A 14,195-nucleotide genomic window follows, 5' to 3' on the forward strand; every position below is an offset into this window, starting at 1 on the left:
TTATAATCTAATCTTCGACAAAGTTAGGCAGCACGCCACTTCTGCTATGTTCGAAGATAAGTGAAGTTTCAACTGTTTGTACTTCGTCTCGTGAGGTAATAGCGTTAAAGACGAACTGTCGTAAATGTTCACTATCCTTTACTGCCATGTGAATAAAGTAATCATAATTGCCACCCATATGGTATAGGCTGACAATTTCAGGTAGTTGCAGTAGATCATCCCTTAGTTTATTAACAATCTCTTCTGAATACGGTTGAAGGCGAATCGCCGCTATTGCTTCGATATTACCGCCGATGTTTTTAAAATTAATATCAACAAATGCGCCTTTGATTATGCCGTGGCTCTTCATTCTTTTTACCCGCTCTAAACAGGTTGAAGGCGCAATACCTATTTGTCCGGCTAATTCTTTATTGGTGATATCCGCATCTTTGTAGAGCATAGTAAGAATGCGTAAATCAATATCATCTAATTTTTTCATACTGGCAAAATTTCTCCCTTGTTGAGATTCATACTACACTTATTTTTGTCAGTAAAACTAGTACTTTCTTAGTTACAAAGAAATTAATGTCGAGAATTGGGCTTTTTTCCGAATTTTTTGCATACGATTTGTGTTAATGATTGTAAAGCTTGACCGATTTAGATTGAGTAAGTGAATAATTTGACATAATATGTCTCACGTTTATTTTTTTCATTGTATTTAAAAACAACGACTAGGTAATTTATGCCAATAAAATCAATTCAAGATTTCCTTAAGTTAGAAGCCGCGAGTGGTTTAATTCTGATGGGAGCCGCTGTGCTCGCCATGATAATAGCTAACTCGCCACTTTCTCCGTATTACGACTTACTTCTCGATGTTCCTGTAGTTGTCGCTGTCGGTACCTTTGAAATTGCAAAGCCTTTATTACTGTGGATCAATGACGGTTTGATGGCGCTGTTCTTTTTCTTAGTTGGCCTTGAGCTAAAGCGAGAGTTTTTAGATGGCGATTTATCTCAGCCGGGGCAAATAACCTTACCTGCAATTGGTGCTGTTGGCGGTATGTTAGTGCCTGCCGCCTGTTACGCCTATTTTAACTGGGATAACCCTCAAGCGCTAAATGGCTGGGCGATACCAACGGCAACTGACATTGCTTTCGCTTTGGGTATTTTGGCTATTATCGGCTCTCGTGTCCCATTACAACTTAAAGTCTTTTTAACCTCATTGGCTATTTTTGACGACTTAGGAGCGATAATTGTTATTGCCTTGTTCTACACAGAGCAACTTTCAATGACATCATTAATTGTCAGCGCCGTCATTCTAGCAATTGTATTTACCATTAATAGACGAGGTGTTACCGATACAGCGCCTTATATATTCTTCGGCATTATTCTGTGGGTTGCGGTGTTAAAGTCTGGTGTTCATGCAACGCTAGCAGGCGTTATCTTAGCCTTATTTATTCCGATGAAAGGCAAAGAGGGCGAGCCGTCGCCCCTGAAAAGTTTAGAGCACAACCTGCACTCAATGGTGGCCTTTATTATTTTGCCTATATTTGCCTTTGCCAATGCGGGTATCAGCTTTGCCGGTGTTGGAATAGAACAAATTACCTCACCAGTACCGTTGGGGATTATTGTCGGCTTACTGTTAGGTAAACAGTTAGGTGTGTTTGGCTTCTGTTTTGTAGCCATAAAACTCGGTATTGCTAAGTTACCTGAAAACGTGAATTGGCCATTGTTGTATGGTGTGGCTATGCTTTGTGGTGTTGGTTTTACCATGAGTTTATTTATTGGCTCGCTAGCGTTTGAACAGACGGGCGAAAACTTAATATTCCAAGATCGTTTAGGCATTGTTGTCGGTTCAATTATCTCTGGTCTGATGGGGTATTTATTAATTCGTCATCAAGTACAAAAACTGCCAGAGCAGAAGGATTAGCACCTTTTCAAACAATAACTTTTCTAAATCTAACAAAATGGCGATGTAACTATCGCCATTTTTCGTTAAAATACCGACATTATTTCGCTTGTTATTTCTTTATGCAGCATAAATATCAAGATCTCATTGCTTTGTTCGAACAAACTTTTTTCAAAGACTTTAATACAAAGTTGATAAAAGGGGATGATGAACCTATCTACCTTCCTGCGAGTAAAGCATGTGATTTTAACCAAGTAGTGTTTGCGCATGGTTATTTTTCAAGTGCTCTACACGAAATTGCTCACTGGTGTATTGCTGGTGAAGAGCGCAGAAAACTAGAAGATTTTGGTTATTGGTATTTGCCTGACGGCAGAAGCGAAGAGCAACAAATGAATTTTGAACAAGTGGAAATTAAACCACAAGCTATTGAGTGGGCGTTTAGTGTTGCCGCTCGATTAAAGTTTAATGTCTCTGCCGATAACCTAAATGGAGCAGGCTCAGACACCGTTGCTTTTAGAGGGAAGGTCCACCAACAAGTACTAGAATATTTAGCTAATGGTTTTCCAGTTAGAGCGCAACAATTTATTCAAGCATTAGCTGAATTTTATCAAAGCCCATTGCCACAGACTGCATCGTTATTTGAGTTAGACAAAGAGTTGTATGCCCATGTTTAAGTTAGGATTTATAATTAACCCCATCGCCGGTATCGGCGGCAGCGTAGCTTTAAAAGGCAGCGATGGTGAAGGTATTGCTGAAAAAGCAAAAGTATTAGGCGCTGTAGCAAAGTCTAACGATAGAGCTAAAATGGCGTTGGAGATTTTATTGCCATACCAAGAACAAATTACCATTTTTACCGTTAGTGGTGATATGGGGGCAAAGGCTGCCATAGAGTTAGGCTTTAAAGTTGAAGAGATTTATCAAACCACGAGTGAAAATACCACGCCAGAAGACACTGAAAGTGCTGTTGATGCTTTGTTAGAGCAAGGTGTTGATCTACTGCTATTTGCTGGTGGTGATGGTACGGCGAGAAATGTTTGCCATAAAGTAGGGGATACCTTCCCTGTATTAGGGATTCCAGCAGGTTGTAAAATTCATTCAGGTGTATATGCAATAACACCTAAAGCGGCTGGTCGTATTGTTGAGCTGATGGTGACCAACCAATTAGTTACGTTAACTGAAGCGGATGTCATGGATATTGATGAGTCATTATTCAGAGAAGGTGTTGTTAAAGCAAAACGCTACGGTGAGATGCAAGTACCTGCAGAACTCAGGTATGTTCAGGCGGTGAAATCAGGCGGTAAAGAGTCTGATGAGTTGGTGTTGCAAGATATTGCTGCCGACGTAATTAGTAAAATGGATGATGAGCTGTTTGTTATTGGTTCAGGTTCAACTACCGCCTTTTTGATGGAAGAGTTAGGCTTAGATAACACCTTGCTTGGAGTTGATTTAGTACATGAGCAAGACTTAGTGGCAAGCGACGTTACTGAGCCAGAATTATGGCAGCACCTCGAACAATTTCCTGATACTAAATTAGTGATCACTTTAATTGGTGGGCAAGGTCATATTTTTGGCCGTGGCAATCAGCAACTTAGCCCACGTGTTATACGCAAAATCGGTCGAGATAATATTTATATTATTGCCACCAAAACCAAATTAAATGCGCTTAATGCAAGACCTTTGATTGCCGATACTGGTGACGCAGAGCTTGATCAAGAGCTATCAGGTTATATGCCTATTATTACCGGTTACAACGATCAAGTACTTTACCCTGTTGCTAGCCCTGAATAACGAATACTCAACGTAGGAATTTGACTTTGAACTTTACTAATTTGACTGAACTTTATCTTTATTTTGATCAACTGGCTGAGCAAGACGCTTCGGCTGATGATTTGTTTGCCTCAAGTTATATTAGGGGATTTATTGCCTTAGTTGCAGCAGAATTTGGTGATGAAAGCCAGCCTCTTTCAAGTGCCTTGGCGGGTAAAGTAACCGAGAAGCTACTAGCGTCAAAAAGTGAACTAACCCCAGCAGACCAAACCTTAGTACAAAACTACTGGGCTGGTCTGAGTGCAAACTTTAGTTAAAACAGTTTCTGGCGTTATAAAGCATTGCGCCAGTTAACGTAGTCAGGTTAGGTTTATTCTTGCTAGGTTTTACGCTTAATAATATCTCTGATAACAAATCGATTTGTCGATAAATTAAAGAGCATATCATTACCCACTGGATAAGGCGTACCGCAAAGATCAGCAACGAGAATATCTGCCAATAGTGGCGCAGAGCACAACCCTCTAGCGCCTAATCCTGTTAACACGTATAAGTTATCTAGGTAAGGAGCTTGCTGCTCATATCGCCAATTTTTATCTTTGGCTAAATGTGGATACAGTTTAGGGTATTCTTCTGTTTTTGCCATAGGTCCAACGATAGGCAGATGATCTGGTGTCATGCAGCGGACTCTTGCTTTACTTTCTGCTATGTCCAGCTTGTTCCAGCCAAAATTAGTGTTCATTGACTCGGTTAACATGGCTAAATTGTATTGATCACTTTGTTCGTTAGCTTGGGTATCAGTACTTAATTTATCAAAAGTTGCTCCGATACAGTGCTTGTCTTGATAAGATGGTGTTAGATAGCCTTTGTGGCAAATTACCGTCGATAATGATGACACTGCTTTATTGGTATTCATGACTGATAACTGTCCACGAACAGGGTAAGTTGGTAGATTATTAAGTTCGCTGTGTTCTATTTTGTCTGCACCAGAAGCAATAACAAGATTACTGGCTTTTAATTTCCCTTTGTTAGTGTCAAGCTGCCACTTACCGTCATCTAGCTGGAGCAACGTATTAACAGAGACGCGCGTTTTTACTTTTAATAACCCCGTAGCTTTCGCGGCGTTAAAAATAGCGTTTACTAGTTCGGCAGGTGCTATCCAACCAGCTTTTTCGATATATAGTCCAGAGTGATTCAGTGTAATTCCCGACAGTTGAGAGGCTTGCTCTGCTGTTACGGATCGAATTAGGGACTCAGGCCACAAATTTTTATCGGCTAACCCTTGTTCACGTTTTTTAAGCTTTTCGTTGAAAGATAGCTCCAATAGTCCGCACCACTGGTGCGCAAATTGATGATCGGTATCTAACAATGATTGATAAAAGCTACGGGCATGCTCAAGGGCTTGTTGATAAAACAAACTAATATCATCTTGTGTTTGATGAATTAACGGGTACAAAGCACCAATGTGATTGCTTGAAGCACCTTGAGCAAGTTCCTCATCTTTACACAATAAGGTCACTTTTATGTCTTTTTGTACTAATGACCACGCAGCACAAGCACTGGCAATGCCACCACCAATTATTGTGACGTGTTGAGGTTTAGTGGCAACAGGTCGTAACTGATAGCTTTTACCAAATTTGACACTTTGCTGAAAAATCCCGGTTAAAATTTCTTTTTTCTTACCGCCGTAACTTTGCCTTTGTACGCGAAAGCCATTGTTAGTCAGGCCTCGGCGAACAATGCCCGCCACTGTAAAGGTAGCAACACTCGCTTCAGCTTTTGATAATCGCCCAAGTTGTTCGAATAGTTCTGGTTGCCACATGGCCGGATTTTTACTAGGCGAAAAGCCATCTAAATACCATGCGTCTACTATTCCTTGTTTAGGGCCTTTTGAAGGTACCTTAAGCTGACTAAAACTTTCTGTGGAATCGCCAACTAGAATCGTGAGTTTGATTTTATTATCAAAGAAAGTGAAATCACTAGTTTGCTCAAGGATTTCTGGATAAGCGTTAATAAGTAAATTGGAAAATTCAGTGAGATGAGGTAAACAATCAAGCGATTGTTGCAACTGCTTTTTCGTTAACGGATATTTTTCGGTACTAATAAAATGAATCGGCGCAGGCGATTGACCTTGTACTTCAAGTGCACGGTATAGCGATAAGGTAAGTAAAAAGTTTAATCCGGTACCAAAGCCTGTTTCACCAATCACTAAAGTGTTTGTGAAGTGCAGAAGTTTTTCTGCAATCTTGTTACCTTGAATAAATACGCGTTCGCTCTGCAAGCAGCCAGATTCGGTATCAAAATAGATATCGTCGAACTGATTTGAGTAAGGAGAACCGTCTGGTTGAAAAATAATATCGCTATTTTTGCTCACGTTATGTGCAATCACTAAAATACTGCTATACAAGACGTTTATTTTACCTATACTTGGTGCCCATTGTCATGGTTTGCAAAAATCAGTGTACAAGTGTACGCTGGACAGACCAGTTAGGCGGGCAAAAGTCTGTATCATACGCCCGATTTTTAAAAAAATAGCGATGAGTTGATTAAATGAAACGTGTTGTAATCACCGGTTTAGGTATTGTATCAAGTATTGGTAATAACGCAGAAGAAGTACTTGCGTCATTAAAAGCAGGACGTTCGGGTATTACCAAATCTGATAGCTTCGAAGAGCAAGGCCTTCGTAGCCAAGTTTGGGGTAATCCAACCCTAGAGTGTAAAGACCATATCGATCGTAAAGCATTTCGCTTTATGGGTGATGCTGCAGGTTATGCATATGTTGCCATGGACGAAGCAATTAAAGATGCGAAATTAACAGAAGAGCAAGTATCTAACGTAAGAACGGGTATTGTTGCGGGCTCTGGTGGTGCATCTTCTTATAATATCGTCAGTTCAGTTGACACACTTCGTAGCCGTGGTGTTAAACGCGTTGGCCCTTACGCTGTGCCTAAAACAATGTCGAGCACAGTATCAGCGTGTTTAGCGACTCCTTATAAAATTAAAGGTGTTAACTATTCAATTAGCTCTGCTTGTGCAACAAGTGCACATTGTATCGGCAATGCAGCTGAGCTTATCCAATTAGGTAAGCAAGACATCGTATTTGCTGGTGGTGGTGAAGAATTAGATTGGTCATTAGCCATGATGTTTGACGCAATGGGCGCATTATCAACTAAGTATAATGACACACCAGATCGCGCTTCTCGTACTTATGATGCTGACCGTGATGGTTTTGTAATCTCTGGCGGCGGCGGAATGGTTGTTGTTGAAGAGTTAGAGCACGCTTTAGCTCGTGGCGCACATATTTACGCTGAAATCGTTGGTTACGGTGCGACTTCTGACGGTTACGACATGGTTGCTCCAAGTGGTGAAGGCGCTGTTCGTTGTATGCAACAAGCAATGCAAGGCGTTGAAGGTAAAGTTGATTACTTAAACACGCACGGTACGTCTACTCCTGTGGGTGATGTTAAAGAACTAGGCGCGATTCAAGAACTATTCGGTAATGAATCTCCGGCAATCAGCGCAACAAAGGCGATGACAGGTCACGCTTTAGGTGCTGCTGGTGTTCACGAAGCTATCTATACGTTATTAATGATGGAGCATAACTTTATTGCACCTTCAATTAACGTTGAAACAAAAGATGAGCAAGCTGAAGGTTTAGATATCGTCACTGAAACTCGTGAAGCAAACGTAGACTTAGCTATGTCTAACAGCTTTGGTTTCGGTGGCACGAATGCGACCTTAGTGATGAAGAAATACAAATAGATCCGTTAGCGGTTCGTATAAAGCCGTTAACGCAAGTTAACGGCTTTTTTTATGCCTAAATGGAATTTATTCTTTGTTGTAACTCGCTCGTATAGGCGAACTATACTTCGCGAGCTACGCCTCGACTAAATCCCATTTAGGCGATAAAAAATTGTGTAAGCGTTGATAGAGGATTGTATTGACGCTGGTTTGTACAGGTAGACGAACTACCTTTAACAAACCACGCCTTGATTAAGTACCATTTAGGCGATAAAAGAAAGCGGTTGAAAATTAATAAATACAGAAGCCAATGAAAATTTTTTACGATGAAAATATGCCATATGCCGATTCATTTTTTAGTGAGTTCGGTGAGCTTGTGCCTTTTGCTGGAAGGGAAATTACCGCAGAGCAGGTAGCTGAGGCTGATGTCTTATTAGTGCGTTCAATTACTCAGGTAAATGACGCCTTAATCAGTAAGGCTGAAAAATTAACGTTCGTTGGCACAGCCACTATCGGTGTTGATCATATCGACCAACCTTTGTTAGCAAGTAAGTCTATTGGTTTTTCTTCTGCTCCCGGTTGTAATGCCGTTTCTGTAGCTGAGTATGTGATGTCTGCTTTATCGGTTTTATCTGACAGATACCAGTTTTCTTTATTAGATAAAACGGTGGGCATTGTTGGTGCTGGTAATACTGGTACTCGATTAAGTGAAAAGCTAGATGCTTGTGGGATCAAGTATAAAATTTGTGATCCGATTCTAGCGGAGCAAGGCGACACTAGAGAGTTCTCTTCTTTAGAAGAGGTGCTCGCGTGTGATGTCATTTCTTTACACGTGCCAAAAACAATGGAAGGCGAACATGCGACCTACCATTTGCTCGACCAAGAACGATTGGCGAAATTAACTGAAAAACAAATTTTAATTAATGCGTGTCGCGGTGAGGTGATAGATAACCAAGCATTGCTCGAATTGAAAAAAGCAGGCCACGGGTTAACTCTAGTGCTGGATGTATGGGAGGGAGAGCCTAATATTTTGATGCCACTGCTACCTTATTGTGATCTGGCCTCAGCACACATAGCTGGTTATAGCTTAGAAGGAAAAGCTCGTGGCACAGAAATGCTTTATCAGGCACTATGTCATCATCTAGGGAAAACGCCGAGTAAGTCGTTAATCGACTTTCTTCCTGAAGCTGATTTAAGCCAAGTAGTTATTCAACGAAAGTATGATGAAAAACTACTAAAACAGCTGGTGAAAATGGTATACGATGTGCGTCGTGACGATGACATTTTTCGTCAGCAAATAAAAGAATTTGGATTTGACCATATTAGAAAAACTTACCCCGCTCGCAGGGAGTTTTCTTCTTTATCGGTACAAACAAATAAGGACTCAACTGATTCGCCGATTTATCGGTTGGGATTTATTAATTAAGAACTGTCTAGTTTAGGAACAAAAAGAAAATGGCACAGAAATATGATGTTTGCGTGTTAGGTGCAACAGGGCTAGTGGGTAAAACCATTATGGAAATTCTTGAGCAAAGAGATTTTCCTGTAAACAAACTCTACCCGTTGGCAAGTGCACGTTCAGCAGGTGAAGTAATTGAATTTAACGGCGAAAGTATTGAAGTTATCGATGCAGATACCTTTGACTTTAGCTTGGCACAAATTGGATTTTTCTCGGCTGGCGGCGCAACATCGGCAAAATTTGCGCCTAAAGCAGGTGATGCTGGCTGTATCGTAATCGACAACACCTCTGAGTTTCGCTATGAACCAGATATTCCACTAGTTGTGCCAGAAGTTAATCCTGATGCATTAGCGGATTACCGCAACCGCAACATTATCGCTAACCCAAACTGTTCTACTATTCAAATGATGGTGGCGTTAAAGCCTATTCACGATGCTGTAGGTATTGACCGTATTAACGTCTGTACTTATCAATCAGTTTCTGGTGCTGGTAAGGAAGCGATGGACGAATTAGCTAAGCAATGTGCTGATTTACTTAGCGGTAAGCCAATTGAGCCTAAGAATTTCTCTCGTCAAATCGCCTTTAACGTGATCCCACAAATAGATGTATTTCAGGATAACGGCTACACCAAAGAAGAAATGAAAATGGTGTGGGAAACAAATAAAATTTTAGGTGATGACACGATTCGTGTTAACCCAACAGCTGTTCGCGTACCAGTATTTTTCGGTCACGCAGAAGCTATTCACATTGAAACTCGTGAACAGACATCTGCCGAGCAGGTTAAAGAATTATTAAAAACAGCTGAAGGTGTAGAACTTTGCGAAAAAGACGAAGACTTCCCAACACAAATTGGCGAAGCCAGTGGCGTAGACGCAACATTCGTTGGTCGTGTTCGCGAAGACATCAGCCATCCGAACGGCATCAACTTATGGGTAGTTGCGGATAATGTTCGTAAAGGCGCGGCAACAAATAGTGTACAAATTGCTGAATTATTGATTAAAGAGCACTTAAGTTAATAACTTAAATACTGTTTTACCAGGGCGTGTTGATCTTTCAGGGTTAAATTTTGTTCGGATTAAATGCGTTTTTATCGCGGCACTTGTGATACGCATAGTTATTCTACGCACAGAGCAAGTAACAATGAGAAAAATGCATTTAAACGAATCCAAAGGACAGCATTTATCATGTCTTGTATAAAAACATGATAAATTGCTGCAAAAATAGCCTTGAAAGATCAACACGCCCTAAAGAAAAATAAAAACTCGTCGTTATAGTTAACGACGAGTTTTTTTGTTATAAATACATAAGAAATTTAATCTTTATTTAATGCCCATTAGCCAGAATAATAAAATTGATATTGGCTATTAATGTCCTAGTTGAGCGAGATAATTTGACGCCAATTAGGCAACTTTTTATTTCGATTCAAACGTTTTCAAATAAAAGAACTAGGGCTAATATAAGATTGTTGGAATAATTTTTGCTTTGAATTCTCAATAGTTGTAAGTGCCAAATGTTTGGCAGAGAATAACAAAAGCTAGGAAATCTTAATGCAACGATTGTTACGCTTGTGCCTTTGGCAGATTGTGTTCATTAGTGTTAGTACTGTCAGCGTGTCTTCATTTGCCGCAGAAGAAAGCGGTATTCGTATCCGTGGCCCTAAAAGCACTGATGCCTTTCCTTATGATCGCTATGGCCCTATTACATCAAAAGACACCCTATGGAATATTGCCCTTCAAGTAAGACCTGATACCTCATATTCTGTATATCAGGTGATGCAGGCGCTATTTGATAAGAATCCGCAAGCGTTTAAAGACAATAACTTAAACCATATGATTGACGGGCGTTTTCTAAAAATTCCCAGCCCTGAAGAAATCGCGCGAATTAACCCTCAACAAGCAAAAGCCAAGTCAGAACAAGATGATTCAACTTGGGCTGCCAGTGTTACTAGTTCACCAAAAGCTACGCCAACTAAGGTTGAAGTTGTTAAAAAAACAGATCTTGAGCAAGCTAAAACGGAAATTAATGAACAACTGCAAACTTATGAGGCCTCGCAAACTGAGCGCTTGAAGTCTCTACAGCAGGATGTTTCGGACTCCATTCAAGGATTGCAAGCACTGTTAACTCAATACGAGTCGACACAAGAGCGATTAGACGCTTTTAATGACCGAATTGATTCAATTCGCCAAGAAGTGACACAGGTAAAAGAAACTGAAGCCGAAAACGACTCGACCACAAATGCAATGCTGCAGTCGCTATTGGAAAACTCTAATGCCTTTCAACAGGAGTTGATGCTGCAGAAGCAACAGCGAGAGCTAGAGCAAGGAAGCATTTTGTCAAATCCTTGGTTTCTATCTGGGTTAACTTCGATTACTGCGATTCTAGTTATTACCTTTTTAGTACTGTTTTTAAGACGCAACCAGAGTAATCAATCACAGCCTGCGGCAACAGAAGCTGTAGCCGAACCAATTGCAGAAAAAGCACAAGCGCCAGTCGCTGAAGACAAACAAGAATTATCGTTAGATGATGAACTTACCCTTGATGACGAATTATCACTTGATGACGAGCTATCGCTTGATGATGAACTGTCGATTGATTTAGCGGAAGGCGATGGCAGTAAAGATGATGAATTGTTCAGCGATGATTTAGAATCTTTAACTAATGATTTACTTGATGATGATATTAGTGATTTAGATGACGAGCTTAACGATCTTGATGATCTTGACGATTTAGACGATCTTGAAGAAATATCATTAGAAGATGTTACCTCACTCGAAGAAGAGACGTCAGAAGCGTTAGAAGGCGGAGAACTTGATCAAGACGATTTAGACTCGTTATTGTCAAATTTAGATGAAGAAGATGACCTTAGCGAAGGTGAAGCGTTAGAAGGTGGTGTTTTAGATCAAGGCGCACTAGATGATTTATTACTCGATGCTGACGATGGTGACATTCAACTCGACGCAACGAGCAACGATGAAGAACCAGAAGAACTGGTTGAGATTGAGGAAGAATTAACGGATCCAGAAGACATTGATGCGTTAATGGATGGTTTGGCCGCTGAATCTGGCCAAGAAACGCCACAAGAAGAATTAACAGATCCAGACGATATCGATGCTTTGTTAGATGGCATTGATGCTGAACCAGCGGCCCCTGCTGCAGAAGCAGATAGTGATGCGCAAGCGGAACTTACAGACCCAGACGATATCGATGCCTTGTTAGATGGCATTGACGCTGAGTCAGCGGCTCCTGCTGCAGAAGCAGATAGTGATGCGCAAACGGAACTTACAGACCCAGACGATATTGATGCCTTGTTAGATGGCATTGACGCTGAACCTGCAGCTTCTGCTGCAGAAGCAGATAATGATGCGCAAACGGAACTTACCGATCCAGACGATATTGATGCGCTGTTAGACGGTATTGACGCTGAGTCAGCGGCTCCTGCTGCAGAATCAGATAGTGATGCGCAAACGGAACTTACCGATCCAGACGATATTGATGCCTTGTTAGATGGTATTGACGCTGAGTCAGCGGCTCCTGCTGCAGAATCAGATAGTGATGCGCAAACGGAACTTACAGACCCAGACGATATTGATGCCTTGTTAGATGGCATTGAAACTGAGCCAGCGGCTCCTGGTGCAGAATCAGATAGTGATGCGCAAACGGAACTTACCGATCCTGATGATATTGATGCCTTGTTAGATGGCATTGAAACTGAATCATCGGCACCTATGGAAAGTGCTGCGGATGAAATCGACGACCAAGCAGAGCTGACAGATCCCGATGACATTGATGCGTTGCTAGATGGTATCGGTTCAGACGCAACATCTTCGTCAGAGTCAATAGCGAGTGATATTGATGATCAAGCTGAATTAACTGATCCAGACGATATTGATGCTTTATTAGCGTCAATGAATGATGATACACCTCAAGAAACTCCAGCAGCTGATTTGCTAAACAGCCAAGAAGAAATTAGTGATCCTGATGATATTGATGCATTGCTTGCGAGTATGGGCGATAAACCAGGTGCGCCTGCGCCAACACCTAAACAAGAACAAGTTGCTGAAGTGCAAGAAGCCTCTCAAGAACTAAATGAAAACAGTTCTACAACTGAAGATGAAAGTGAGCATGCGCAAGCTATTGATTCTTTTACCGATGAGTATGTGTCTTCATTTTTGTCTGTTGATCTAAGTGATGTTTCCGGTGACGATGAGGCTGAATCTCCTGAGCCGCAAGTGAATGAAGTACAAGAAACTCAATTTGATGAAGATACTCAAACGAGCGAATCAGGTGAGCTTACTGACCCAGACGATATCGATGCTTTACTTGATGGTATTGGTGAACAAGCTGAACCAGAAGTTTCTGATGAAGAAGAATCATCTGCGCCTGTCGAAGAAATAGATGATATTAGTGATTTAGATATTGATGCATTAATCGCAGAAGTAGATAGCGCTAGTGACCAAGATGAAAACCCTGTTGAAGAAGCGCCGGAAGAAGATTTTGACATTGGTGATAGTTTAATCGATGAAAATAGTCCTGAAGTTGCTGAAGATGACATAGATGAAAATATTCTTGCGGCTGTTGAGTCTGATTTTGATGAATCCACCTTGTCCGATTTGTTAAATGAAGAACAGCAAGCTGAAGAACATGTAGAGCTTTCACCAGACTTCACTGACAGTAATGTTCTAGCTGATTTGTTAGCAGAAGGAGAAACGTCAACCAGTGACACGTCCGAAGAAGATAAATCAGAAGCAACAGAGCTAGAGGATATTCAAGAGTTAGATAGCTTAGATTTTGACGAATTATTAGCAAATATTGAAGAAGAGTCTGCGAGTTCAGAGCCATCTACAACAGCCGTTGACGATGCTCATGATGCCGAAGAAACATCGTTGTTTGGATTAGATGATGATATTATTTCACCAAACTCAATGGCTGATAATACATCAAATAAAGAAGAAGACTTTATTTCTGTTGACTCATTGATTTCTGAAACGTTAGCTGATGACGACGATGAAGAGCCTTATGAAAAAACAAACATTGATGTTGGCCTAGGCGAATTCCCTGAGTTTACCACGGGACTTGCCGACGTTGACGTTGATGAAGATGACGATAATGGCGTCGCTGCTAAGCTAGATTTGGCGAAGGTCTATATTGAGATTGGCGATAACGAGAATGCGGAAGTTATTTTGCAAGATGTTGTAAAACTTGGTGATGCAGATCAACAGTTTGAAGCTCAGCAATTACTCGAAAAATTAAGTTAAACACTCAGTTATCTTATTTATCAAGAAAGCCGCTATTAGCGGCTTTTTTATTAGCCAATATCCATGAAATAGTGGATAATGCGCAGCGATT

At 40.9% G+C, this 14,195-nt stretch carries 10 protein-coding genes; 8 read left to right on the forward strand and 2 right to left on the reverse strand.

Translation table 11 applies throughout. From position 1 onward, the window contains the following. Window positions 1-7: 7 nt before the first annotated feature. Window positions 8-478 (reverse strand): Lrp/AsnC family transcriptional regulator, encoded by a 471-nt coding sequence (locus ACOB80_RS12670; protein ID WP_473166205.1) that lies wholly within the window; start codon window positions 476-478, stop codon window positions 8-10. Window positions 479-721: 243 nt separating this feature from the next. Here ACOB80_RS12670 and nhaA point away from each other — a divergent pair, with 243 nt between their 5' ends. From nhaA to ACOB80_RS12690, 4 genes are all read left to right on the forward strand, one after another. After that, entirely contained in the window at window positions 722-1,906 is a 1,185-nt protein-coding gene (gene nhaA, locus ACOB80_RS12675) for a Na+/H+ antiporter NhaA (RefSeq protein ID WP_473166206.1), read from the forward strand. 101 nt (window positions 1,907-2,007) lie between these two features. After that, entirely contained in the window at window positions 2,008-2,559 is a 552-nt protein-coding gene (locus ACOB80_RS12680) for an elongation factor P hydroxylase (RefSeq protein ID WP_473166207.1), read from the forward strand. Next, window positions 2,546-3,673 (forward strand): ATP-NAD kinase family protein, encoded by a 1,128-nt coding sequence (locus ACOB80_RS12685; RefSeq protein WP_473166208.1) that lies wholly within the window; start codon window positions 2,546-2,548, stop codon window positions 3,671-3,673. Before ACOB80_RS12680 ends, ACOB80_RS12685 begins: the two co-directional genes overlap by 14 nt. Window positions 3,674-3,699: 26 nt before the next feature. Beyond that, entirely contained in the window at window positions 3,700-3,969 is a 270-nt protein-coding gene (locus ACOB80_RS12690) for a YfcL family protein (protein ID WP_473166209.1), read from the forward strand. A gap of 62 nt (window positions 3,970-4,031) precedes the next feature. Here the strand turns inward: ACOB80_RS12690 and mnmC are convergent, their stop codons facing one another. Continuing rightward, window positions 4,032-6,056 carry a bifunctional tRNA (5-methylaminomethyl-2-thiouridine)(34)-methyltransferase MnmC2/FAD-dependent 5-carboxymethylaminomethyl-2-thiouridine(34) oxidoreductase MnmC1 gene (gene mnmC / locus ACOB80_RS12695; protein WP_473166210.1) on the reverse strand — a complete coding sequence of 675 codons (2,025 nt, stop codon included), beginning with the start codon at window positions 6,054-6,056 and terminating at the stop codon, window positions 4,032-4,034. A gap of 143 nt (window positions 6,057-6,199) precedes the next feature. Between mnmC and fabB the strand changes: the two genes are divergently transcribed. From fabB to ACOB80_RS12715, 4 genes are all read left to right on the forward strand, one after another. Further along, window positions 6,200-7,411, forward strand: a complete 1,212-nt coding sequence (gene fabB, locus ACOB80_RS12700) for a beta-ketoacyl-ACP synthase I (RefSeq protein ID WP_473166211.1) — start codon at window positions 6,200-6,202, stop codon at window positions 7,409-7,411. Between the two features lie 289 nt (window positions 7,412-7,700). Then, entirely contained in the window at window positions 7,701-8,816 is a 1,116-nt protein-coding gene (locus tag ACOB80_RS12705) for a 4-phosphoerythronate dehydrogenase (protein WP_473166212.1), read from the forward strand. 29 nt (window positions 8,817-8,845) lie between these two features. Then, window positions 8,846-9,865: an aspartate-semialdehyde dehydrogenase gene (locus ACOB80_RS12710; protein WP_473166213.1), complete on the forward strand. Its 1,020-nt coding sequence runs from the start codon at window positions 8,846-8,848 to the stop codon at window positions 9,863-9,865. A gap of 531 nt (window positions 9,866-10,396) precedes the next feature. Continuing rightward, complete coding sequence (locus tag ACOB80_RS12715) at window positions 10,397-14,104, forward strand: FimV/HubP family polar landmark protein (protein ID WP_473166214.1); 3,708 nt, start codon at window positions 10,397-10,399, stop codon at window positions 14,102-14,104. The last annotated feature ends 91 nt before the right edge of the window (window positions 14,105-14,195 follow it).

It is taken from the genome of Thalassotalea coralli (genome assembly GCF_055786205.1).